This is a genomic window from Acinetobacter sp. ANC 4654, assembly GCF_002135425.1.
GTDB lineage: Bacteria > Pseudomonadota > Gammaproteobacteria > Pseudomonadales > Moraxellaceae > Acinetobacter > Acinetobacter kyonggiensis.
In genome coordinates this window covers 148,616-173,169 of record NZ_NEGL01000006.1, presented here as the reverse complement: position 1 = coordinate 173,169, position 24,554 = coordinate 148,616, and the positions used below count along the sequence as shown (strand labels likewise).

24 protein-coding genes are annotated in these 24,554 nt (G+C 38.2%); 11 read left to right on the top strand and 13 right to left on the bottom strand.

What is annotated here, in order from left to right:
• Positions 1 to 318 precede the first annotated feature (318 nt).
• On the top strand, positions 319 to 882 hold the full coding sequence (ahpC, locus tag B9T24_RS10825; protein WP_004648718.1) for an alkyl hydroperoxide reductase subunit C: 564 nt from the start codon (positions 319 to 321) through the stop codon (positions 880 to 882).
• A gap of 91 nt (positions 883 to 973) precedes the next feature.
• Here the strand turns inward: ahpC and B9T24_RS10820 are convergent, their stop codons facing one another.
• Positions 974 to 1,747, bottom strand: a complete 774-nt coding sequence (locus tag B9T24_RS10820; RefSeq protein ID WP_086165776.1) for a glucose 1-dehydrogenase — start codon at positions 1,745 to 1,747, stop codon at positions 974 to 976.
• A gap of 314 nt (positions 1,748 to 2,061) precedes the next feature.
• Here B9T24_RS10820 and B9T24_RS10815 point away from each other — a divergent pair, with 314 nt between their 5' ends.
• On the top strand, positions 2,062 to 2,268 hold the full coding sequence (locus B9T24_RS10815) for a KTSC domain-containing protein (protein ID WP_074945659.1): 207 nt from the start codon (positions 2,062 to 2,064) through the stop codon (positions 2,266 to 2,268).
• 141 nt (positions 2,269 to 2,409) lie between these two features.
• Here the strand turns inward: B9T24_RS10815 and B9T24_RS10810 are convergent, their stop codons facing one another.
• Entirely contained in the window at positions 2,410 to 3,000 is a 591-nt protein-coding gene (locus tag B9T24_RS10810) for an O-methyltransferase (RefSeq protein ID WP_086165775.1), read from the bottom strand.
• Between the two features lie 63 nt (positions 3,001 to 3,063).
• A complete protein-coding gene (locus B9T24_RS10805; RefSeq protein ID WP_086165774.1) occupies positions 3,064 to 3,285 on the bottom strand; it encodes a DUF1653 domain-containing protein in 222 nt (73 codons plus the stop codon).
• A gap of 275 nt (positions 3,286 to 3,560) precedes the next feature.
• Between B9T24_RS10805 and ahpF the strand changes: the two genes are divergently transcribed.
• A complete protein-coding gene (gene ahpF, locus B9T24_RS10800) occupies positions 3,561 to 5,126 on the top strand; it encodes an alkyl hydroperoxide reductase subunit F (RefSeq protein WP_086165773.1) in 1,566 nt (521 codons plus the stop codon).
• A 277-nt stretch (positions 5,127 to 5,403) separates the two neighbouring features.
• Here the strand turns inward: ahpF and B9T24_RS10795 are convergent, their stop codons facing one another.
• The 3 genes from B9T24_RS10795 to B9T24_RS10785 all read right to left on the bottom strand — a co-directional run bounded on the left by B9T24_RS10795 (position 5,404) and on the right by B9T24_RS10785 (position 8,633).
• On the bottom strand, positions 5,404 to 5,658 hold the full coding sequence (locus tag B9T24_RS10795) for a YfhL family 4Fe-4S dicluster ferredoxin (RefSeq protein ID WP_086165772.1): 255 nt from the start codon (positions 5,656 to 5,658) through the stop codon (positions 5,404 to 5,406).
• An 11-nt stretch (positions 5,659 to 5,669) separates the two neighbouring features.
• Positions 5,670 to 7,067 (bottom strand): tRNA 5-hydroxyuridine modification protein YegQ, encoded by a 1,398-nt coding sequence (yegQ, locus tag B9T24_RS10790; protein WP_086165771.1) that lies wholly within the window; start codon positions 7,065 to 7,067, stop codon positions 5,670 to 5,672.
• A gap of 1,161 nt (positions 7,068 to 8,228) precedes the next feature.
• Positions 8,229 to 8,633 carry a Cd(II)/Pb(II)-responsive transcriptional regulator gene (locus tag B9T24_RS10785; protein ID WP_086165770.1) on the bottom strand — a complete coding sequence of 135 codons (405 nt, stop codon included), beginning with the start codon at positions 8,631 to 8,633 and terminating at the stop codon, positions 8,229 to 8,231.
• A 91-nt stretch (positions 8,634 to 8,724) separates the two neighbouring features.
• Here B9T24_RS10785 and B9T24_RS10780 point away from each other — a divergent pair, with 91 nt between their 5' ends.
• A complete protein-coding gene (locus tag B9T24_RS10780) occupies positions 8,725 to 9,366 on the top strand; it encodes a cation transporter (protein WP_086165769.1) in 642 nt (213 codons plus the stop codon).
• Positions 9,367 to 9,399: 33 nt separating this feature from the next.
• Here B9T24_RS10780 and B9T24_RS10775 read toward each other — a convergent pair whose 3' ends face one another.
• The gene (locus tag B9T24_RS10775; protein ID WP_086165768.1) at positions 9,400 to 10,188 is read right to left on the bottom strand and encodes a DUF2071 domain-containing protein; all 789 of its coding nucleotides are present in this window, start codon (positions 10,186 to 10,188) and stop codon (positions 9,400 to 9,402) included.
• Positions 10,189 to 10,468: 280 nt separating this feature from the next.
• A complete protein-coding gene (locus B9T24_RS10770; protein WP_086165767.1) occupies positions 10,469 to 11,308 on the bottom strand; it encodes a hypothetical protein in 840 nt (279 codons plus the stop codon).
• 262 nt (positions 11,309 to 11,570) lie between these two features.
• On the opposite strand from B9T24_RS10770, the gene B9T24_RS10765 reads away from it, so the two are divergent.
• A complete protein-coding gene (locus B9T24_RS10765; protein WP_086165766.1) occupies positions 11,571 to 12,137 on the top strand; it encodes a TetR/AcrR family transcriptional regulator in 567 nt (188 codons plus the stop codon).
• Between the two features lie 457 nt (positions 12,138 to 12,594).
• Here the strand turns inward: B9T24_RS10765 and B9T24_RS10760 are convergent, their stop codons facing one another.
• A complete protein-coding gene (locus B9T24_RS10760) occupies positions 12,595 to 13,374 on the bottom strand; it encodes a ferredoxin--NADP reductase (RefSeq protein WP_074945378.1) in 780 nt (259 codons plus the stop codon).
• 105 nt (positions 13,375 to 13,479) lie between these two features.
• Here B9T24_RS10760 and tsaA point away from each other — a divergent pair, with 105 nt between their 5' ends.
• Complete coding sequence (gene tsaA / locus B9T24_RS10755) at positions 13,480 to 14,196, top strand: tRNA (N6-threonylcarbamoyladenosine(37)-N6)-methyltransferase TrmO (RefSeq protein ID WP_086165765.1); 717 nt, start codon at positions 13,480 to 13,482, stop codon at positions 14,194 to 14,196.
• Here the strand turns inward: tsaA and B9T24_RS10750 are convergent.
• On the bottom strand, positions 14,193 to 15,398 hold the full coding sequence (locus tag B9T24_RS10750) for an MgtC/SapB family protein (RefSeq protein ID WP_086165904.1): 1,206 nt from the start codon (positions 15,396 to 15,398) through the stop codon (positions 14,193 to 14,195). The two genes, tsaA and B9T24_RS10750, sit on opposite strands and share 4 nt — an antisense overlap.
• A 309-nt stretch (positions 15,399 to 15,707) precedes the next feature.
• Here B9T24_RS10750 and B9T24_RS10745 point away from each other — a divergent pair, with 309 nt between their 5' ends.
• The 4 genes from B9T24_RS10745 (at position 15,708) to B9T24_RS10730 (ending at position 20,079) form a co-directional block, all read left to right on the top strand.
• Positions 15,708 to 17,465 carry a GspE/PulE family protein gene (locus tag B9T24_RS10745; RefSeq protein WP_086165764.1) on the top strand — a complete coding sequence of 586 codons (1,758 nt, stop codon included), beginning with the start codon at positions 15,708 to 15,710 and terminating at the stop codon, positions 17,463 to 17,465.
• A gap of 98 nt (positions 17,466 to 17,563) precedes the next feature.
• Positions 17,564 to 17,926 (top strand): NirD/YgiW/YdeI family stress tolerance protein, encoded by a 363-nt coding sequence (locus B9T24_RS10740; RefSeq protein ID WP_086165763.1) that lies wholly within the window; start codon positions 17,564 to 17,566, stop codon positions 17,924 to 17,926.
• Between the two features lie 151 nt (positions 17,927 to 18,077).
• Entirely contained in the window at positions 18,078 to 18,737 is a 660-nt protein-coding gene (locus tag B9T24_RS10735; protein ID WP_086165762.1) for a response regulator transcription factor, read from the top strand.
• A gap of 1 nt (position 18,738) precedes the next feature.
• Positions 18,739 to 20,079 carry a sensor histidine kinase gene (locus B9T24_RS10730; protein ID WP_086165761.1) on the top strand — a complete coding sequence of 447 codons (1,341 nt, stop codon included), beginning with the start codon at positions 18,739 to 18,741 and terminating at the stop codon, positions 20,077 to 20,079.
• A 68-nt stretch (positions 20,080 to 20,147) separates the two neighbouring features.
• On the opposite strand, the gene hemP is transcribed toward B9T24_RS10730, so the two are convergent.
• On the bottom strand, positions 20,148 to 20,318 hold the full coding sequence (gene hemP, locus B9T24_RS10725) for a hemin uptake protein HemP (RefSeq protein WP_086165760.1): 171 nt from the start codon (positions 20,316 to 20,318) through the stop codon (positions 20,148 to 20,150).
• Between the two features lie 140 nt (positions 20,319 to 20,458).
• Between hemP and B9T24_RS10720 the strand changes: the two genes are divergently transcribed.
• Complete coding sequence (locus B9T24_RS10720; RefSeq protein ID WP_086165759.1) at positions 20,459 to 21,358, top strand: thiamine phosphate synthase; 900 nt, start codon at positions 20,459 to 20,461, stop codon at positions 21,356 to 21,358.
• Between the two features lie 58 nt (positions 21,359 to 21,416).
• Here the strand turns inward: B9T24_RS10720 and B9T24_RS10715 are convergent, their stop codons facing one another.
• Both B9T24_RS10715 and mrcB read right to left on the bottom strand, forming a co-directional pair.
• Entirely contained in the window at positions 21,417 to 21,983 is a 567-nt protein-coding gene (locus tag B9T24_RS10715; protein WP_086165758.1) for a hypothetical protein, read from the bottom strand.
• Between the two features lie 15 nt (positions 21,984 to 21,998).
• Positions 21,999 to 24,395, bottom strand: a complete 2,397-nt coding sequence (gene mrcB, locus B9T24_RS10710) for a penicillin-binding protein 1B (RefSeq protein WP_086165757.1) — start codon at positions 24,393 to 24,395, stop codon at positions 21,999 to 22,001.
• Between the last annotated feature and the right edge of the window lie 159 nt (positions 24,396 to 24,554).

The window sequence follows — 24,554 nt, the reverse complement described above, 5'->3', positions numbered from 1 at the left end:
TTTTTTATAAAAATAATTTACCCTTAATAACATTGCCCTAATCAGAAAAAGAAATTTAATTTTAAAAATTTACCCTTGAATTTTAGTTCATGAACCTTCATGTTCTTAAGCAAGCTGAAGAACTGATATTTTGTCATTAGTCCATCATCTTTGTATGGCTAAAATAGGCAGAAACATCAGATTTGCTGGAATTGTAAGCTTTACAGCACTTAATTCGGTTTTTCCGATTTGAATGATGTAAAAATACTGTTTCAGCAATAACAAAAAATTCGCTATTCTTTTAGAAATTAAATACAAACCTCGATCATGGAGACAATGATGAGCTTAATTAATACAGAAGTTAAACCATTCAAAGCACAAGCATTCCTTAACGGTCAATTTATTGAAGTAACTGAAGCTGACCTTAAAGGAAAATGGTCTGTATTCTTCTTCTATCCAGCTGATTTCACTTTTGTTTGCCCAACTGAACTTGGCGACCTTGCAGATAATTATGCTGAATTCAAAAAATTAGGCGTTGAAATCTACTCAGTTTCTACTGACACTCACTTTACTCATAAAGCTTGGCACGATTCTTCAGCAGAAATCAAAAAAATCGAATACCCAATGGTAGGCGATCCAACTTGGACACTTGCTAAAAACTTTGAAGTATTAATCGAATCTGCTGGTCTTGCTGATCGTGGTACTTTCGTTATCGATCCTGAAGGTAAAATCCAAATCGTTGAAATCAACGCTGGTGGTATTGGCCGTGATGCTTCAGAACTTCTTCGTAAAGTTAAAGCAGCTCAATACGTTCATGCTCACCCAGGTGAAGTTTGCCCAGCTAAATGGCAAGAAGGCGATGCGACTTTAGCGCCTTCAATCGACCTAGTGGGTAAAATCTAATTTTTATTAGATTGAACTGATTCAAAAAAACCACGCTTTTTAGCGTGGTTTTTTATTGCTTAAATTTTTATTAACTTTATCACATTAGACTCTAATCTAAAGTCTGAACACCGCCACCATTTACAAAAATGGTTTGTCCACTCACCCACGATGAAATTGGTGCAGCCAAATACAATATTGCTCCAGCAATATCGTCTGCCGTTCCCAGTCTTTTAATGGGTGTATGTTGCAACATTCTTGCTTCAATTTCTGGAGTAAGCACACTTGCCAAAGCAGCGGTTCGCGTTGCACCAGGTCCTACAGCATTAATTCGAACGTCTGGGCCAAAATCAAAGGCTAAGTTCGCCACCATATGGTTGACAGCAGCTTTAGAGCTTCCATAGCCACTCATATCTGGAGATGTATTTTTACTGGACATTGAAGATGTCATTACAATAGAACCATAACCTGATTTTTTCATATGCGGTACACATAACTGGCTTAAACGCCAGCCGCTAAAGACATTAAGCTCATAATCACGTTTGATGTCATCAATGGTAATTTGAAAAGGATTTTCACGCCCTCCACCTCCACCACCTGCATTGTTAATTAAAATATTGACCGTACCAAAAGTTTTCACGGTTAAATCAACAAGATCAACCAGACTCTGATCATCTAAAATATTACATTGTACAGCTAAAGCTTGTACGCCTATTTGCTCAACCTCTTCCACCACTTTTTGAGCTTTTTCTATATTTAAATCAGCAATAACAATATGTGCACCTGCTTGTGCTAAAAGTAATGCTGTTGCCTTACCAATACCATCCGCACCCCCTGTAACAATAGCGACTTTATCTTTCAGGTTAAAAAGCTCATTCATTTTCATGCTGATACCTTTTATAAAATTTTATATGAGTGAAGAAATACTATCATTCTGATCAGTTTTATATCATTGCATAACTTTTTGATATCTAGATTTAACTGCATAGGTAACATTTTATTAACTTTCAATAAACTAGAAATTTAAAATTGATTGATCTCTTTTCAATTATTCTTTCTTTTTTGTATATTACACTTACTTGTTTGCTTTTATTTTCCTGTTACAAATTTGCTCTACATTCATCAGGTCTTTTTCATTACCTTTAAATAAAACAAAGGTCGCATAAAAGTCTATAAAAAAAGAAGAAAAAGGAGTTACTTATGGGAACAATGCTTATCGTAACTTCTTATAAATACAATGCTTCTTCGCGGTATTTAAAAATTTTTTATAATAATGGCTCAGGAGAGCTATACCACCCTGTACCTGAATTTATCTACAATAATTTGTTGCGCTGTAGTGACAAAACAGCCTTTGTACATAAGTACTTAGAATACGATGTGCATTTTACTCGTGTTTCAATTCAATAAATTAAAAAATATGCAATAAATCATAGTGATAAGACCAATATATAACGTAAAAATGTTCAAATATTAGTTTGAACATTTTTACAATTCATATTGATTAAAAAACACCCTACACTGGCAATCTAAGCGCTGTCAGAAGCAGCATTATTTATAACAAATCATAAATAATCCTGCCCCTATAGACAAAGTCATACTGATGAAACGTCCATCATTTTCGACCAATTCAATAAATTTTTTAACTTCCGCAGCGTGAGAGATGACATTATCAACAATCAAAACACCGCCCTGTGGATGAATCATTTTTTGTAAAAAAATCCAGTAATCGACATAAGCATCACGCTCAGCATCTAATAAGATAAAATCATAGTGATTTGCACTATTTTCAAGAAAGTTTTGCGCATCACCGACCCAAAAATCAATCACATGATCCAATGCCAACTCTTGAGCATATTGCTTTGCTTGAGTTGTCCGAGATTGATCTATTTCTAATGTGGTTACATGACCTTGCGTTTCTTGCGCGGCATCTGCCAGCCATAAAGTCGAATACCCTGTTGAAGTTCCAATCTCTAGAATACTCTGAGATTGCTGAATACGAATTTGCATGGCTAGAAATAATGCAGAGTCTGGTTCAATATTTCGATAACGCTGGATACGATCAGTTTGCAAAGCATCAAATTTGATAAAATTTTGATACAACTCTTGCATCCGTTGTTGAAATACCAAACTCATGCTCATATCAGATGTCTCTATTTTTAGTGTTTGTACCGAGTGTAACTTATCTATAATAAAAATATATACTTAAGCCGTTTCTTGAATCAAATTAAATCGTGGTAATACTTGACCATCCGATAAAGTAACGGTCTCTTGAAACATCTCTAATGGACGTACCCACATCGAATAATCACCATATAAACACTGATAGACCACCAACTTTTCACCTGTTTCACTGTGTGTCGCCACATGAAAAACTTGATATAAATTCCCTTTATAATGTTGATAAATTCCAGATTTAAGATTCATTGATTTTTGCCTAGTGAAAAACTTTCCTCTCATCATAATCAAATTTTCTATTGATCATTACATAAATCCCATGCTTTCCATAAAATATTCAATAAACACTTGAATATTCACATTAAAGCCTTATCTTTCAAGTTAAAACATCACTTATGTTGATGAAAAATAAAATAATCTATTTATTCGATTGTTTTTATTAAAATGAATTATTTTACCTATTTAAAAATTTATCTTATGATGACTGCATTCAATAGACATTTACTCCTTTGGAGACCTTTGCCATGTTAGATCAAAATACTTCAGCACAATTAAAAACCCTACTTGAACGCTTAGAAAGTCCAATTGAAATTGTGGCATCACTCAATGATTCCGATAAATCAGACAAAATTAAAGAATTGGTCACTGAAATTGCAGCATTATCCGATCAAGTGACTGCTCGTTTTGATGGCAGCAATAGCCGTCGTCCAAGTTTTGGCATTGCCAAAGTCGGTGAGCAACCACGGGTGAACTTTGCTGGCTTGCCGATGGGACATGAGTTCACCTCTTTAATTTTAGCTTTGTTACAAGTATCAGGTTATGCGCCTAAAGTATCTGATGAAGTGTTGGCACAAATTAAAGGCTTAAACTTAACGGCTGATTTTGATGTGTTCGTGTCTTTAAGCTGTCATAACTGTCCTGACGTGGTGCAAGCTTTAAACCTGATTGCCATTAACAACCCAAATGCCACTGCCACCATGATTGATGGCGCGTTCTTCCAAGATGAAGTAGAACAACGCAAAATCATGGCTGTACCGATGTTGTTCCAAAATGGTGAGCATATTGGTCAAGGTCGTATGACTTTGGAAGAAATTGTGGCAAAACTCGATACACACTCATCGAGTAAAGATGCGCAAAAACTTAATGCCAAAGGGGTGTTTGATGTACTGGTGATTGGTGGTGGTCCTGCGGGCAATACCGCAGCAATTTATGCGGCACGTAAAGGCATTCAAACCGGTATTGTGGCGGAACGCTTTGGCGGTCAGGTCATGGATACCATGGACATTGAAAACTACACCTCAGTGCAAAAAACACAAGGTCCAAAATTTGCTGCTGAAATGGAAGCGCATGTGCGTGCTTATGATGTCGACATCATGAACTTACAAAAAGTGGCTGCCATTAAAGGTGCTGATGAAACCGTGAATGGTTTGGTTGAAGTGACATTGGAAAATGGCGCTAAACTGGAATCCAAAACCATTATTTTATCGACTGGTGCACGTTGGAGAGAAATGAATGTACCGGGCGAGCAAGAATACAAAACTCGTGGTGTAGCGTACTGCCCACACTGTGACGGTCCCTTGTTTAAAGGCAAACGTGTTGCAGTGATTGGTGGCGGGAACTCAGGTGTGGAAGCGGCAATTGACCTTGCAGGGATTGTTGAGCATGTGACTTTGGTTGAGTTTGATACCAAACTGCGTGCCGACCAAGTCTTGCAAGACAAACTCAACAGCTTGCCCAATACCACCGTGATTCTGAATGCACTCTCGACTGAAGTCGTGGGCGATGGTTCACAAGTCACAGCACTCAAATACAAAGACCGTGCTACGGATATCGAACATACCATTGAGCTTGCAGGTATCTTTGTACAGATTGGTTTACTACCAAATACGGATTTCTTAAAAGCATCCCATGTGGAGCTTTCAAACCGTGGTGAGATTGTGATTAATGACCGTAATGAAACCAATGTGAAAGGTGTGTTTGCGGCAGGTGACTGTACCACTGTGCCATACAAACAAATCATCATTGCCACAGGTGAAGGTGCCAAAGCATCGCTATCCGCTTTTGATTACATCATCCGTTCAGGGCAGTAAATAATAAAAAGAGGTTAAAGTGTCCCCAAACACTTTAACCTCTTAAATTATTGGTTATTTGACTATTATTTTTCTTAAATATTCCAGTTTTACTGGAACTTTGTAGGCTAATGCCTACGTTCTTTTTTATATCTGCAATGTGTAAATCTAAAGTGTCCCCAAGCACTTTAGATTTACCGTTACATTAATTTTTTTTATTTTGCGGGCTTATCTTTTTACTTTTCCCAAGCTTTTTTTATTTAATTAAGCAAGTATTGTTCCAACTTAATGGAAAATATTAAGATTTAAATAAGTTCAATCCTTTAAATTTTTCCATCAATTGCACTTGTGTTTCTATGTGCTCAGGATGCGGTGTAATGCAGTCAATTGGACATACTGCAATACAGGTTTGGTGCTCATAAAAACCAACACATTCGGTACAACGATCTACATCAATCTCATACACTTTGCTGCCTTCAAAAATGGCATCATTAGGACATTCAGGCAGACACATATCGCAATTAATACATTGATGGGTAATCAATAAAGCCATGCGTTTATCTCTTAGCTCGCGACATATGCCAGTGCAGAGGCGGTAATGTCTTGCATTGAATGCGGTAGATTACGAATGAGTAGGGCATAGTTCATATCAACATCGGCGGGAACAGGAATATCAACGATATAACCCGAGCCTTTGGCTTCAGAAATGGCATGGCCTTTTTTGTCTAAAATTTCAGTCAGTGTAAAAGTGATGTTGCCAGAAGTGGTCATGAGTTCTAATGAATCACCTACCTCAAAACGGTTTTTGACTTCAATTTTAATATAGTTGCCATGACGTTCTAAAACCTCACCCACAAACTGCTGATGGTCAAAACGTGATGAACCCGTTTCGTAGTTTTGATATTCACTATGCACATGACGACGTAGAAAACCTTCGGTATAACCACGGTTGGCTAAACCTTCTAATTGACTCATTAATGCTGGATCAAAAGCTTGACCATTCAGTGCATCATCAAGCGCCTTACGGTAAATTTGTGCAGTACGTGCGCAATAGAAGTAAGACTTGGTACGACCTTCAATTTTTAATGAGTGAATGCCCATTTTCGCTAAACGATCGACATGCTGAACGGCACGTAAGTCTTTAGAGTTCATGAAGTAAGTACCATGTTCATCTTCTTCAGCAGCGAACATTTCTTCTTCATTGCGTTGTAATAAAACCGGCTCGCCAAATTGGTGTTGTTCTATGGCGTGTTGCTCATCGGCATCTTTATTATTGCAGCAAGATGCTGTCTCCAGTGGTTGGACTGGAATGACATCCCCAGATGCATCTTCTGCTGCTTCGTGAATATTATATTCCCAGCGACACGCATTAGTGCAAGCGCCTTGATTTGCATCACGTTTATTCATATAGCCTGAAAGTAAGCAACGACCGGAATAAGCCATACAGAGTGCGCCATGTACGAAAACTTCAATTTCCATATCAGGCACGTTCTGTTTAATTTCTTCAATTTCCTCGATAGATAATTCGCGTGACAAAATGACACGGGTTAAGCCCATATTTTTCCAAAATTTCACCGTTGCCCAGTTCACTGCATTGGCTTGAACAGAGAGATGGATCGAAACTTCTGGAAAATGTTCACGCACCATCATGATTAAGCCAGGATCAGACATAATCAAAGCATCAGGTTGCATGGCAACAACAGGCTCAAGGTCTCGAATAAAATTTTTCAGTTTGCTGTTATGCGGCTGAATATTGACAACCACATAGAATTTTTTGCCTAAAGCATGTGCCTCAGCAATCCCGATTTTTAAGTTGTCATGATCAAACGCATTATTGCGTACACGTAAGCTATAACGTGGCTGTCCTGCATAAACGGCATCGGCTCCATAAGCAAATGCATAACGCATATTCTTAAGTGAACCAGCAGGAGAGAGGAGTTCAGTTACGTGGCAAATAGTCATGAATTAAATAAAGGCATACAAAAAATATGTCTTTATTGTAGGGATATAAAAAAATGATTCAACCTAGTAAAAAGCTCGGATTTCATCAAATTCGCATAGGAATCCGACTAGGCTGGAGTGGCTGTATATAAAAATATGTATGTTCCCCTATGTTAGGATCTTGCTTGTAGATCAGGTTGACTTTTTCAAATCGCTTATCGATTAAACTCAGTGAAATATTTTGTGACTGAGCGTGAAATAGGCTGAACGATATATCCGTAATTTGACCAAAATTGTGTAACTTAGCCAGCCAAAAGCTGACGACATTTGAGCTTATTATGCTCAACACAAATTTTGCAAGATCGACGCCAAAGGCAGTGGCTTTATGACCGTTTACATATCGAGTTATCTATATCGGATTTTTTGTTTATAACCTGTAGCAGCACAAGGTTTTATGACTTGATTATACAAAATTAAGGCGCTGTGAAATTTTGAACAACCTTGATTAACCAGTTGGAATAACAATGATTTTTTATTTTTATGTGGCTAAAATGGTGGTCTTAATATTTTATTAAAAGCTTTGTTGAGCACGTGTACTGCAAGGTTTTGGTCTGTGCAATGCAGGAAAATACCTCAGTGGTAAAGTCCATCTTTTGACTTGAAGAACCGTGCAAAGTTCAAGATTTTTATAAACGACTTATCCAGTAAAGAATATGCAAGACTGTGAGCAGTTTTAGCTTGAAGCCATGATTATGCTTTGCGATTCGGTGGCACAAAAAACCATGCCTACTCTATTTGGAAAATGCCATAAAAGTTCATGACGGCTAGCTCGATGCATTGCATTTAGAAGTGTCTAAAGAAGAAAAATTGCAGGTATCTATATAGAATGTTAAATATCTCCAACGTCATTTCAATGCTCTTTTTGAGTTGAATTAAGCAGATTTAAGTCATCAAAAATTAATCAAAAAAGTTTGAAATATTGCAAAAATTGTATAATCACAACACATTATTTTTAATATGAGCACTGCAAAATTTGCATTTTTAGACCGAACTTCGCCTTTTAGACTGGTTTTTCTTATGCTGTTTACGACTATTATTATTCTTTTGCTTGAAATAGCAGTCTTCATTGCCTTAGTCCACGTGTTTTGTGGTTCAAACTAAGGTTTTGTTCAAATACAGCGCTTATTCAGTCGCTTTTAACTGCTTTAAAATTTGACAATGATCAATGGTGGTATCACTCGAACAGCTCTTGCGTAAGCCTTGGAGCTGCGTGTGAAAAGTCTGTAATTCAGCAATCTTTTCTTCAACTTGTTGAATGTGCTGTTCAATCATTTGATCAACCACTTGGCAACCTGCTTGAGGCTGTTTGACTAATTCAGCGAGCTGATGAATCTCCTGTAATGACATATCTAAAGCACGGCAGCGTTTAATAAAAATTAAGCGTTTTAAGGTCTCCTCATCATAATAACGATAGTTATTGTCACCACGAAAACAGGGCTGAATCAGCTGTTTTTTTTCGTAAAAACGGATGGTGTCTGTGGACAATTGTGTTTTTTGGGAGAGATCACGAATTAAATAATTTTTCATAGTATTCATTTTTGTGCTTGACCTTGGAGTTACTCCATAGTTTTGAATCAGCATAATATAAATAAATGTAAATTGAAAATGGAGTGATCACATGGCATGTTCTTGCAGTCATACCCCCGCACCACAAAAACCGAACAGTAAATTTAGAACAGCGTTGTGGATTGCATTGTTTATTAATGCTGCCATGTTTGTGATTGAATTGATTGGTGGAGCCTATGCACATTCATCCGCGCTTTGGGCAGATTCACTCGATTTCTTTGGCGATGCCATGAATTATGCTATTTCGTTGGCTGTGCTGGGGGCAAGTTTATATTGGCGTGCGACCGTCGCATTGCTCAAAGGTGCAACAATGGCACTGTTTGGTCTGGTTGTCATTGGAAAAACGGCTTATGCCTATGCACAAGGAATTCCACCCGAAGCAATTACGATGGGTGCAATCGGGGCTTTAGCTTTAATTGCGAATGTCATTTCAGCCTTAGTGTTATATGCCTTTCGAGATGGGGACTCGAATATGCAGTCGGTATGGCTCTGTAGCCGTAATGACGCGATTGGAAATGTAGCTGTAATTTTCGCTGCGGTGGGTGTGTTTGGAACAGGAAGCTTAATTCCAGATTTGATGGTGGCTTTGGTGATGTCGATTCTAGGCTTGACTGGGGGTTATCAGGTAATTCAAAAAGCCATGAAAGAGCGACAGGCAAATAAGCGTATCAATCTAGTCGAGGAATGCCCATAAACAATGAGAGCGACATACTCTCATTGTTGAATGCTATTGAATAACGCGAGGAGGAAGATAAATCGTAAATTCATTGATGGGTTCAATTAGTACACTATAGGGATTTAACTGATTCTCGAAAGATACCAGATTCATACGGTCTAAAAGATCAAATTTTGCATGAAGTAGCTTTGCTGGCTTAGCTTGTAGGCGCGTATGCCAAACACGATAAGTACCTAATTTACCGTCTCTGCGATGGTAAAAGCCCGCAAGTGGGTGGGTTAAATAGACCAAGTAAGTTTCTAAATTGGGAAAGCCTTCATAGTGCCATGGGTTTTCATGTGATTGGGTGAGTTGTAGTTCAGCACTGGCCCATTCAGACTGAGTCTGCATTTTATACTGACTGTATAAGCCATCGGGGTCTTGATGGCAGTCAAAATCGAATACCGCAGTATGCCAAGGTAACTGCCACAAATAACGTGGCACAATCAGTGTCCAAGAGTCTAATGTTGTGCCAATAAACCAGACGCAGCGTTCTTGTGTTTCCTGATCAATAACATAAACACGGTAATTGGTCTGTCCCATAGTGAAGTTAGGAAAAGGGCACACCGCAGAAGTAAAATCGACATCTATAAATGGAACGATAGACATTAAAGCCTGTTCTTTCCCTTGATATTGAATGGTGTCCAGCTTAAAGCGTTCTGGAATAATATCTTTAAAACGAATTGGGTCTAGTGCATAAGTAATCAACGCAAAATGTTTTAATTTGCATTGCACATCAAGACCAGTAGGCTTGGGGCGAGGATGCAGAAAATCTGGAAAATTTAAGTTTGGAAAAGTCATTTAATTAATCTGGGATATTTATAATTGTTGAGTCAATATAAAACAAAGTTTACTGCTGAGTAAATAAAGGCTGAAGCATTATTCACTTATTATTTTTAATCGCTTTAGTTTTTCTAATTCAGACAAGCAAGCAAAAGGCTACTGCGACTATGAGTAGGCGATACAAAATTATTTTAAAACCGAATAGTTCCTAGAAAAAGAGTTATTCAAACAACGAACAGACTTTTGAATCAAATACACAGTGCTTTATTGATCATAAAAAATATTTAAAAATAATGGTTTATGTGGTTGTCTTATCCATTTTACTCCAGAAGTTTTGCCAAAGCTGTAGGTATTGTTCAAGTAACTGCTCATAGTCATGTTGTTGAGAGCTACGGTAACTTTGAGTCAGAAGAGCCCAAATATCATCTTCATGATTGTCATCATTGGCTAATTTTTCTGAGTGATCTACCACACCGTGACAAGCATAATATCCATAGGTAAATTGCACATCATATTTTTCTAAATTAATTCTGAGCGCTTCACTGTATTTAATGACCTGTAATTCTGCACAGGCTAAAATTAACAATAAATTATTATAAGAAGGTAGGTGTGGCTGATTGAATTGGTTGAGATCATAGGCTTCCGTCACGACCTGTTTCGGATCTAAAGGGTTAACTTGTAATATTTTCAATAAATCCATAAAGTAAACGAGATGAGATCTTGCTGGCGAACTTAAACTTAGCTCATAGGTATTAAAACCTAACTCATCAATCAAGTTGAGTGATAATAAATAACGCGCATAAGCCTTAGCATGAATACGGTCTACTTCATGAATATTTTCATGATTTTCTAATTGTAAAGCTTGATAAATAACCATACTGAGTGTATCAGTAAAGTTTTTTACAATGGCCGTAAAATAATTGATATGAATGAACTTTAACTGGTCTAAAGACAAAGTTTGGCTGTTAAGACGCGTTAAAATTGGATGCTGAAACAATGGATGTTCTAGGCACTTTTGTTTAAGTTGCTGAACCTCATGAACATGCTTGTTCCATAAGGTTGCCGGAATAGACTTTTTAATAAAACTCAAAGCTTCAAGCCGTGCATTTTCAGATTGAGTGAAAGAAAGTGTACTCATAAGGGGAGGTCAGTCTTTGAATCTTTCAATCATAGTAAAAAAAATATAAATACGCTACACCATTTTTTATAAAAGACTTTCATTTCAAACATTTGCTCTTGTAGAATAAATATAGTAATAAATGATAAACATGAATTTTTTTAATATGATGCAAAAAATGTTATGCTAGTGCATATTTACGCTAGATGATTAAAAAGATGCATTTTTTTCTATTTTATTTTGGTTCATCATACAATGAAAATAAGGTTGGTAGGTAAGTAACATGTCTAAAAAAGACGACATAATTAATACTGCACTGCATCTTTTTAATTCTTACAGTTATAATTCAATTGGCATCGATCGGATTATTAGTGAATCTGGCGTCGCGAAAATGACATTTTATAAATATTTTCCATCTAAGGCGAAACTGATTGAGGAATGCCTGCATCGTAGAAATATGAATCTACAAGAGTCTTTAGATGCCGCGATTGCTAAATGTGACTACAATGACTATCTAGCACATGTAAAAACCATCTTTTTTTGGTATCAGGCATGGTTTCATATGGAAGACTTCAATGGGTGTATGTTTCAGAAGGCCGTTGAAGAAGTCTCTAAAATATATCCATCAACCATGCAACCCGCTATAGAATATAAAGAGTGGTTGCTCGAAAGAATTCGTTTTGCTTTAGAGCAGTTGACAATAAAACAGCCACTTCAGTTGGCTGTACTTTTGACTAGTATTCTCGATGGAATGACGATACAAGCACAAATTGATAAAAATTCGGTCAATATTGAGGAATACTGGAAACGTGTTTATCAGTTAATTCAATTGGAACTCATGGCAGTTTAAATTTTACTGTGCTTTATCGTTTGCTACTTATCAATTTTAAAAAATAAAAAAGCGTGAATATTATAGTTATATATCACGCCTCGCTGAAAGTTCTTGGTTTAGTATTAATATTGAAGTCTCTTTCATAATGAAATTGGCTAAAATATTAATACTATGAGGAGTTTGAAAACTCCCTTCTTATGTTGTTTTTATACTTGTAAAGTGCCCTCTGGATGTATTATAAACTTCAGCTAAATAAAACAAATCAGTAGTATACAGACCTGTCTGTTTATGTTTGAGATTATAGGTACTTTTATTGCTTAAGACAACAATTTTTAGTCAGTTTTTTGACAAATTCTGACCAAAAATGTTGGTGTGGTTAAAATTTACCCATATTTGTTCAGATTTAATAAAAAATAAATCTTTGAAAATAAAAAAAAACCGAGGAAATCCCTCGGTTTTTCAATATAACGCGGTATTATTTTTCAACAAATGCACGTTCAACCACATAATCGCCAAGCACACCCATACGAGGCGATTCTTTTAGGCCATGCTGGTCTAAAAGTGCAACAACGTCTTTTAGGAATGCAGGGCTACCGCAAAGCATTGCACGGTCAACTTCTGGATTAAAACGTTCCAAACCAATCTTTTTAAAGATTTCACCACTTTCAATTGCCGTGGTTACACGACCTTGGTTTGGATATTCTTCGCGTGTTACCGTTGGGTAATAAACCAGCTTGTCTTTAATGCCTAATTCTTCGAAAAATTCATGGTTTGGAAGTTCATTATTAATTAAATCTTGGTAGGCCAATTCAGAGATGAAACGTGTACCGTGAACAACAATCACTTTTTCAAAGCGTTCATAGGTTTCAGGATCACGAATGGTTGCCAAGAATGGCGCAAGACCCGTACCTGAAGAAAGTAGGTACAAGTTTTTACCTGGGTTTAAGTCATCAAGCACTAAAGTACCTGTAGGCTTTTTAGAAACTAAGATTTCGTCGCCCACTTTTACTTTTTGTAAAATAGAGGTTAAAGGACCATCTGGCACTTTAATTGAGAAAAACTCTAATTCTTCTTCGTAGTTAGCACTGGCAATAGAATAAGCACGCATTAAAGGCTTACCGTTTACTTCAAGACCAATCATCACAAATTGACCATTTTTAAAACGTAGCGCAGTGTCACGCGTGGTTTTAAAACTGAATAATGTGTCATTCCAGTGGTGGACGTGAGTAATCTTCTCGACGTTGAAAGCAGCCATTAAAGGTCTCAATAAATTATCAAATTAGAACAGCTTACTATTCTAATCTAAAAACATTCTCGATAAACTGAATATATTTAATTGAGCTTATCAGAAAAATTGATTATGACTGAACTTAAAGTGCCTGTTATTGGGTATATGAACTCGCCTTATCGTGAAAAATTTGGTATTCCGAGACAACCTAATTTGGTTCAAGTCGAATCTTATATTGAAATGGTTGAACCTTATAATGATTTATTGGCGTTCGAAGGCATTGATGCCTTTAGTCATTTGTGGTTAATTTGGCAGTTTCATGACAATAAAAATCAACAAGATAGCCATAAATTTCGCCCTCAAGTCCGACCACCACGTTTAGGCGGGAATAAGAAAGTAGGTGTATTTGCGACACGGAGTATGTATCGTCCTGCACCTATGGGTTTGTCTGTGGTGCAGTTGAAAGAAGTGAGAAAAGTCGGTAAGTCTGTTCGTGTTTATGTAACAGGGAGTGATTTGCTCAATGGCACACCCATTTTAGATATTAAGCCATATATTCAATATTCAGATGCAGTTGTTGCTGCAAAAAGTGGTTATGCACAACATGAGCCTGAACGAATGCTGGTTATTTGGAGCGAAAGTGCGGAGCAACAAAAGCAAGAGTTGATTCAGGCACAAAGCTTAGATAATCGAATTGTGAGTGAATTAGAACAAGTTTTATCCTTGGACCCAAGACCTGCTTATCAAAATGATGCAGCGCGGATTTATAAAATGAGTTTTGCTCATTTGGATGTGAGTTTTTCTGTTGGATTGGACAGCATTACGGTTGTGGATATTGTTCAACTCTAGCGTAGGGTAATCCAGCAAAGCACACTGATTAAAACGAGCATATGTAGCATTTGAACAGGAACGAATACGCGTGCGAATTTCCAGCCACCCGTTAAAGTCGCATTAATAGATTTCGAAATTGCATGAGCGCCTAAGCCTAAAATCATGGCATAGAGTAATGTTGAGTTGGTTGGATCACCTTGAATGACCACTGCCGCTGCGGCTGCGTGAATTTCAAAGAGTGAAGCTAACAGCGTTCCTGCAATTAATCCGGCATCCCCAAGTAAAAGATTGAGTCCATAAATTCCTGCTTGAATAATGGTTAATGTCCCTGCAATGATGGCAGCTTCTTTTAAGCTAAACATTCGGCTATCGATTAATTCTATATTTTCAGATGCTTTGGCGTTACGTAAAAGCCATAAAGCACAGAGAGCAAGAATAATGATGGCAAGCAATGACGGGAAAATTAAAACTTTTAACCAACTTACAGACACGCCAGCAATAATAATTAACAACAGCAATAAGGTAGAAATGCAGGACATCAGTGCTGCACCTGCATTTGAGTTTGCTTCTGCACGACCTGAACGTACTTCCATACCTAAACTGGCGATAGTGGCTGTACTCGATACAAAACCAGATGCAATGGAGGAAAGCATGAGGGCATTTTTTGAAGACAGTAAGCGTTTTGCAATATGCGCTAAAGTTTGAACCACCAGTATGAGTGCAAGCAGTTTTAAAATAATATAAGGGTTGAGGACTGAACCCCATAAAGGTGTGTTTGGGGTCAGCGGTAAACCAATTAAAATCAGCGCGAGTAAAAATAAACCATCTTTAAATTCAGCTTCGGTAATCCATTTGCTTGCAATCCCATGTATTGAATGTTTCATCATTAAAATAATGGTTAGTACAACGGATAAACTTGCAGCCAGTGTAATGTTCCAAAGACAAAGTGCACCGATAAAATAGGTCATCACAAAGGCCAGTTCGGTGGTTACACCAGGATCTTTAAGCTGGTTTTTAAGCGAAAAAATACCAATTCCACCAATAATAATTGCACCGACCAGACCAAAAATAGCGCCAAAAGTAAAACAGAGCGCACCAAGTAAGGCACAGATGACAAATGAACGAACGCCAGCAAAGCTATGTTGATTTTCACGTTGTTTACTTCTTTCACGCTCTAAACCGATTAATAAACCACAACCCAAAGCCGCAGCCATAATCATCAGTAATTCTTGAAATGATGTGCTTTGAAGCGATAGATTAAGCAGATTATTCACAGTATTAATCCAAAAACTTAAGGTTGAGGAATATGGCGGTTAATTGAACAGTGTGTAAAGCATTATTGGCTATAAATCAGCGAAAGTAAAAGTATAATCGTCGTTAAATGAAGAGCAGTGATCCTCTTTATTTGAAAGTGAGATAGGGGATCAAGAAAGTTAATTTAATGCTTAAGTACTTATTTTTATAAAAGTGATTTAAGCCAGATGAAATTTAGTTTGCTATAGTATTGCGATGTTTTGGGGCTTAGAACAATGAATTTTAATTTTGAAATGGACACATCTTGGTGTCTAGAACAATTACAAAAAGATGAACGTATTACCGAGCGCAATAAGCTACTGATACAAACGACACATCGACAACGTGAGCAGCTCAAGTGGCATCCATTGCAGTGGATTGCAAATTTTGATCTGGTGGATCAATCGCACCCTCAATCCACCCTGACTTTAAACCGTTTATGTCAGTGGATTGCAGAAAAAGCCAATATTCCTTTTTATATTATTGATCCTTTAAAAGCAGATGTGCAGGCATTGACCAGTGTGATGTCGCAAGAATTTGCTGTACGTAATAAAATTTTAGCAGTTGAAATTCAAGCAGATAAAGTATTTATTGCAACGGATCAACCTTATAAAACAGAATGGGTTGCGAACTTAGAACACAGTCTTTTACCGAAAAAAATTCAGCGTGTATTGTTAAGTCCAGACCAGTTACAGCGCTATTTGGTGGAATATTACCAAGTTAGCCGCGCTGTAAATTCATCGCAAAAAGCCAATGCTTATGATCGTGATCACAAAGGGGTAGAAGCTCTTTTACAACTGGGAGATACTCAAAACCCAGATGCCAATGATCAACATATTGTCAAGCTTGTGGATTGGGTTTTACAGTTTGCTTTTGAACAAGGCGCGAGTGATATTCATCTCGAACCGCGCAAAGATGCAGGAAAAGTGCGCTTTCGAATAGATGGTGTGTTGCATACCATTTATAAAATGCCAGCCAATACACTGACTGCGGTGATTTCACGGATTAAAATTTTAGGTCGGATGAATGTGGCTGAAAAGCGTAAACCTCAAGATGGACGCTTAAAAACCCGTACTCCGAAAGGGCAAGAAACAGAGCTACGTTTATCGACTTTACCGACTGCGTTTGGCGAAAAAATGGTGATGCGTATTTTTGACCCTGAAGTTTTGGTCAGAAGTTTTCAACAGTTGGGCTTTGAAGGCGATTTACTTAGTGATTGGCAAGCCTTAACGTCGCATAGTCACGGCATTATTTTGGTGACGGGGCCGACGGGTTCGGGAAAAACCACGACCTTGTATTCTTCACTAAAACAGCTGGCAACAGAACAAGTGAATGTCTGTACCATTGAAGACCCGATTGAAATGCTTGAACCGAGTTTTAACCAAATGCAGGTCAATCAGGGGATTGATTTGGGCTTTGCCGATGGCGTGCGTGCTTTAATGCGTCAAGACCCCGATATTATTATGGTGGGCGAAATTCGAGATCATGATACTGCAAATATGGCGATTCAAGCTGCGCTGACAGGTCATTTGGTGTTATCTACTTTACATACCAACGATGCACCTTCAAGTCTGACTCGATTACATGATTTGGGTATTCAGCCCTTTTTAACTGCGGCGACCCTTTTAGGGGTTCTGGCACAACGTCTGGTGCGGAAACTGTGCCCACATTGTAAACAAGAAACCTTTATTAATGAGCAAGAGTGGAAGCATTTGACTTTTGATTACGAGATCGAGATGCCAAATTTTGTGTTTCATGCTGTTGGTTGTGAAGCATGTCGTCACACAGGATATAAAGGTCGTATTGGTATTTATGAATTTATGCCTCTAAGTTTAGAGAGTAAACAACTGATTGGGGCAAATGCTAACTTAAACCAGTTACGTCATCAGGCGAAAAAAGAAGGCATTGAACCCCTTCGAATTGCGGGTGCACGTAAAGTTTTAGCAGGCATGACCACTTTAGAAGAAGTTTTGCGTGTGGTGCCTTTAAATTAAGCTATTGGTGAAAATTAAGAAATCTTAAGATTCACCTCATCTTGATTTGTTTTAATGACTTTATCGAAAAGGTGAACAAAAAGATGAGGGTTTTAAGCATGAATATGATTTCAAAAGCAGCTTTAATTGCAGGTTTGATGGGTGCAACGACATTTGCTATGGCAAATACCACAGTGAATCAAGCTGCAATTGCACCGCAAGTGACCACGACGGTTAAACAGGCGTTGACTTTAAAAGACAACACTAAAGTACAGCTTAAAGGTTATGTCGTTAAAGCTGTAGGGGATGAAAAATATCAATTCCGCGATAATACGGGCACGATTACGGTCGATATTGATGATGAGTTATGGCAAGGTAAACCAATCTCTGCAAAAACACCTGTCACCTTGATTGGTGAAGTCGACATCGATTATAAACCTATGAAGCGTGTTGAAATTGATGTGGATGCGGTTAAATTCTAAGTCATTCACGTAGCTGAAATAAAAGATAGCCGCGGTTTAAGCAAATATCTTTCTCAAAACCACATGAGTTATTCATGTGGTTTTTTCAATTTAATGCCTTTTAAAGCATGTTATCTTAAAAGTAAATCATGCCTAAATATGAGAACAACAGATGCGAATCTTACTGGCAGAAGATGATGCCTCCCAAGCAGAAAGCATAAAAACATGGCTAGAAATGGATGGTTATAATATTGATTGGGTTGAGCGTGGTGATTATGCCATTTTAGCCCTTGAACAGCATCAGTATGATTGTGTGTTACTGGATCGTGGACTTCCTAAAATCAATGGCGATGACATTCTTAAAATTATACGCGCACAACAGCAACCCACGCCCGTAATTTTTATTACAGCGCAGGACAGTATTCATGATCGTGTTGAAGGTTTAGATTTGGGGGCCAATGATTATTTGGTCAAACCTTTTAGTTTGGAAGAACTTTCAGCCCGTGTACGCTCGCAATTACGACAACATCAAGCTCAAGTGGGGCAATATCTTCATTTTGCCAATTTACAATTAGACCCACAAGCAAAAACCCTAAAGCAAGATGGTCAACCCATCAATCTCACTGCAAAAGAGTTTCAAATTTTGCATAAGTTAATGCAAAAACCAGATCATGTGGTCACACGTGAACAACTCGAAGAATCTTTATATGCGTGGGGCGATGAAATAGAGAGCAATGCGATTGAAGTTTTTATTTATCAATTGCGTAAAAAAATAGGTAGCCAATATATTAAAACCATTCGCGGTTTAGGCTATCGCATGAGTCACGATTAATATGCGCAAAACAGTCTCTTTACAAACCAAACTGATTAAAATGTCATTATTCAGTTCAATTCTGACAGGACTGTTGGCATTGTTGCTGTTTGTGCTGATTTCAGTGTATCAGACCATGCAAGTGCAAGATCAAATCATGGATGAAATTGCCGATATGCTTTTGATTGCCGATATAACCACACATTCAGGACAGCAGGTGGATGAGCTGAGTGATGAGTTTGATATTCAATACCAATTAAAAGATCAGCAACATATACTCACCGAATCAAAAGAATTTCCGCTAGAACAGCAAAATTCCAAACTGCAAACGCAGGCATCGAATGGTTATCGCTATATTTGGCAAGATCGGCAATTATGGCGCATGTATAGCGCTGAAGATGCTGAACTGAAGATGTCTGTGACGATGCTACAACCTGTAGGGGAACGCTTCAAAGAGCTGGCTCAAAATGTCATGGGTTACAGCCTGATTTTAATTTTTCTTTGGTTCATGCAGTGGGTGATTTTACATTTTGCGGTGAAACGTCAATTTAAAGTCATTCAGCAATTGTCTAAAAACATTGCTGAAAAAAATGCCGATGATTTAGCACCCATTCAGCAGCAAGCGCCTGAGTTAAAAGAATTACAGCCGATGGTTTTGCAGTTGAATCAGTTGTTGCAGCGGCTTAAACAATCGTTGCTTGCAGAACAGCGCTTTACTGCGGATGCTTCGCATGAACTGCGTTCGCCTTTATCCGCTATTCAGATGCGTTTACAGGTACTTAAACGTAAATATCCAGACTTAGATCAGGACTTGGCGAGTATTCAAAATGATGTCAGTCGCGGTACGCAAGTTTTAGAAAATTTACTTTTACTGGCGCGTCTTGATCCAACCAATACCAATCAATTGCCGAAAATAGACGTTAATTTACAGGCTATTGTTTCTGATGTCATGCAAGCTTTGCAACCCTTTGCACTAGAGAAAAATGTTCAGATTACAACACATATCGCAGATGATCTTTCTATCTTTGCCAATGAAAAACTAATCTTTACCTGTGTGCGAAACCTTGTTGATAATGCAATTCGCTATGCTGGGCAGGGTGGACATGTATTTATTGATGTACAACAAAGGCAGCAAAATGTGGTCATGACCATTGCCGATGATGGGCAAGCACTCACTGAAGAGATTTTGCAGCGTTTAGGTGAGCGTTTTTATCGTGCCTTAGGAACAAAAACACAAGGCTCCGGACTTGGACTTTCGATTTGTCAAAAAATAATGCAATTACATGCGGGTGAAATTCATTTTTCTAAATCTGGCTATGGTGGATTACAGGTCACGCTGCAATTTTCGTTGCCTAATAAATAACTAAAAAGCAGTATGTTTGTGCACATACTGCTTGTTTCCACGTTTATTGTTTTAAATTATGATTATTTTTATTTGGTTAAAATGAGTCGATTATTGCGCGTGAGGCGTAAGCGATATTCTTCTCCAGCATGCATAATTCGGATTTCTCTGCCTAAGGAAAATAAGTTGTTCGAGTACAACATAGGTAGTGAGTGAGCTGCGTCATTATTACGTGTAAATAGGCTAAATGGTGCGTTCATTCCTTCGACTCCGTGGTATATGGGGGAACGATTTAAATGATAATCATTATCGAATAGACCTGTCAATCAATTATTTAACAATTTATAAAAAACTTAAATTTGCTTACACTGCGTTATATTTTCACGCAAAGGAGTACGCAATGTCCAAACCCACGATTCATGTTGCAATTGCTATTTTATTGCATCGGGGCAAAGTATTGGTTGGCTGGCGTGAAGCAAAGCAGCATCAGGGCAATAAGCATGAATTTCCAGGGGGAAAAGTAGAAGAGGGTGAAACACCTTTAGCTGCATGCCGCCGTGAAATTTATGAAGAAGTCGGTGTTGGTTTGCAAGATTGGCATACTTTTGATGTGATTCGTCATGAATATGATGATGTGATCGTCAACTTGCATTTATTTCATACCATTGTACCCACCGCATTATTGAATGAAATTCAACAGCCTTGGGCATGGTATAGCCGTGATGAATTATTGAGTTTGAGTTTTCCGAAAGCCAATCAAGCCATGATCCAGCGGCTTTATTGGGCACATCAAATTAAAATTTCAGATCAATTAGATGTTTTGACACAATTACATCAAGATCAACTTATGTATTGGCGTGTTGAGGGGACTCAGGCGCAGCTCGTTGAGCTTGCAGCGTTGAGTGTTGAACAACTGTCTCAGCTCATTCTGAATGTTGATATTTATACGAAATTGAATACGATCCAACAACAAGCGATTTCTGCAATTCATTTAAAACAGTCACAACTGATGTCTCTAAAGCAAGGAGATTTAGTTGTCGGAAAACGTCATATTGCGGCTTGTCATGATTTAGCAGCGATGCAACAGGCACAGCACATTGGCTGTGATGCAATTGTGTTGAGTCCAGTACTTGCGACAGCAACACATCCAGAAACGCCTGCGCTTGGGTGGCAGCAGTTTAAGGCTTTAGCATCGCAAGTTGATATTCCTGTTTTTGCACTCGGTGGTATGCAAGCGAGTGATCTTGGTTTGGCGCAAGAACAGGGTGCATATGGTATTGCAGGTATTCGATTCTTATAAAAATGGTTGAATAGGATGTATTGAGCAATAATCTTTAGATTTCAATACATCCTAGATTTTATAAGCTTTTCAGTGCTTTTTGCGCTTGTTGAATCATTTTTTGATCTTTTTGCTGTTGTGCAGCTTTTAAAATCACCTGCCAAAGTTGTTTCTTCATGGCATTGCTTTGTGCGTAACTTAGCCCTCGTTGTGCGAGAGCCTCAGCATTTGCAGGCTTATTTTTTTTCTGCGCAACCAAAGCCAAATACAAAAAAGTCTCGGCAGATTGTGGTGCTAAACGCTGTGCTTGAAGTGCAGCAGCTTCTGCTTCATTCCATTTTCCTTGTGTATAGGCTTGCTGAGTTTTTTGCATGAGTTTTTTGAATGCGGGTAGTTGACGACCATCTTCAAATTGCTGTTTGCTTCTTTGTTCTGGAATCACCACTTGCATTTTTTTACGTTGAATTTCTTCACGATCATAAGGTGTAATGACAACACCATCCGATTTTTTAATGGTCTTTTTTTCAGTAGACGGTTTTTTTTCTACTTCTGGTTGATGAGGCGGAGGTAGGCTTTGACAGCCGACCAACCCTATTAAACCTAAACCGATTACTATCTGTTTATATTTGCTGAATTGTACATTCATGCTTAATTTTCACCACTAATTATCATAGCCACCACTTGAAATGACTTTCTCATTACTTGGCAGATCGCGCTGCATTTCAGTTTCGCTTTCACGAATATAGTTTTCAATACTATCGTTTTGATTTGCGGGTGCTTGATTGTTTTCAGTATCGGGAGTGTAAACAGGCTCAACTTGATAATGGGGTAAACCGCAACCCGTTGCCTGACGCGGCACATTATTACGTAGCAGTGGAATATACATTGCACCTTCACACCCTTGCGCAGATAAGTGTCCAGTCGCACGATCAATCCATTGCCATTGCACATTTTCTGTTTGGCGTAAATTCACTGGTTTTTGGCGCAATTGCTTCATAACATTGGTCCAAACTGGAAGTGCACCAGAAGAGCCTGTTAGTCCAGTCACTTTGTTGTCATCTAAACCGAGCCAAACCACACTTAAATAGTTGCCAGAATAACCTGCGAACCATGAGTCGCGCGTATCATTCGTGGTTCCAGATTTTCCTGCCAGTTTCAAGTCTGTAGGAAGAGCACTATATGCCGAACGTCCAGTACCCGCGCTCATGACTTGTTGTAAACCGTAATTTAAAATATATGCAGCAGAAGGGTCGATGGTGTTTTGAACCGTAAGACCGTAACGTTCTAGCAAACGGCCATTCGAATCGACCACTGAGCGAATGGATTTAATTGGATATTTGAAACCACCCGTTGCAAAATTGCTATAAACACTCATCACTTCCATAGGTGACATATCAACAGCACCCAGAAAAATAGACGGATAATTGGGAATTTCTGAAGTCACACCAAATTTTTTCAGATGATTGCTAAATGTTGAAAGTCCAAACTCTTGCCCTAAACGCACCGCTGCAAGGTTGTATGAGTTTGCCAAAGCTTCTGCCATAGGAACCACACCATGTCCACCACCACTATAATTTTTAGGTGTCCACGTTTTTCCTTCACTTAAAATGCTGATCGAGCTGTCTTCAATTGGACTTGCCCAATTGTAACGTCCAGATTCAATAGCACTTAAATAAATGACGGGTTTAAGTAAAGAACCGACTTGGCGCTTGGCATCTAAAGCACGGTTAAAACCAGTAAAGTCTTGGGTTGAACCCACAGCTGCAACCAACTCACCATTTTCAGGATGAGAGATTAAAACAGCACCTTGCAAGTCTTTTAGGCGTTTAGGGTTTGCATTGGCTAAGCGTGAAACAGATGCTTTAAAGGCTTCTTGCACTTGAGTTTGCGCAATAGGATCAAGTGTGGTGAAAATTTTCAAACCCTGATTGGTTAAATCACCTTCTTGATATTCAGTGCGTAATTGACGACGTACAATATCGAGGAAGTCTGGGAAGCGCGCAGGGCCTAAAGTTGGCTTTGCAATGACATTTAATGGGCGTGCAGTTTCTTGCTCAAACTGTTTTTGAGTCAGATAACCCATGACCAACATATTATTGAGCACAATATCACGACGTTTTTTGGCACCTTCAGGGTTTTTCCATGGGTTAAATAACGTCGGGCCTTGAACTAAACCAACTAAATAGGCTTGTTGGGCAATATTTAATTCGCTTAAAGGTAAACCAAAGTAAAATTGTGAAGCAAGACCGTAACCATTAATCGAATAATTACCATTTTGCCCCAGATTTACTTCATTTAAATAAGCTTCTAAAATTTCGTCTTTATCATAATGTAGTTCAATTAACAACGCCATTAAGGCTTCATTGACTTTACGTTTTAAGGTTTTTTCGGGGCTTAAATAAAAGTTTTTAACCAACTGCTGCGTTAGCGTTGAACCACCTTGACGTTTACCTCCAGTCACATTACTAACTAAAGCACGTGCTGTACCACGAACTGAAATACCATGATGATGATAGAAGTTACGATCTTCAGTGGCAATCAGGGCTTCAATTAAGGGTTTAGGTACATTTTTAAGTTTAATCAGGACACGGTCTTCATTATGTTGCGGGTAAATTCCCCCAATCAATAAAGGCTCTAAACGCGCAATTCCAGTAGAAGACGGTTTGGTTGCACTGACCTCACCAATTTGATTATCGGCAAAAGTGACTTTTAGAACCTGTTCTGGTTCAACACTGTCACCAAAGTCAAAACCTCGGGTATGCACATAGAGTTCATCACCTGAAGTCACATAACTACCCGATTTGGTATAACTCTCTGAATTTTTATAACCCAATAATTTTAATTCTTGGGTGAAATCTGTTTGATTTACTGGCGCATTGGTATAAACCTCTAAAGGACGCGCAAAAACTTTTGCAGGAATATCCCAGCGTTGTCCTTCAAATTTATCTCGTACAATATTGTCCATTCGTATTAAGTAGATGCTAAAAACTAAGAAAGCACCAATGACTAATATTGAGAAAATAAGGGCCAGTAAACCGATACCGCGTTCAGACTTCATCAATGAGTATAAGATCCAAATAAATTATGCTAATGATGCGAAGCTTTTCATTTTTTTGCAATAATTAATCTGTGAATGACGACAAAATATAACGCTAAAAAAGTAAGTCTAGAGGTAATGAGTTGTTGATTTTATAAAAGATGTTATTTTACAGTTGAG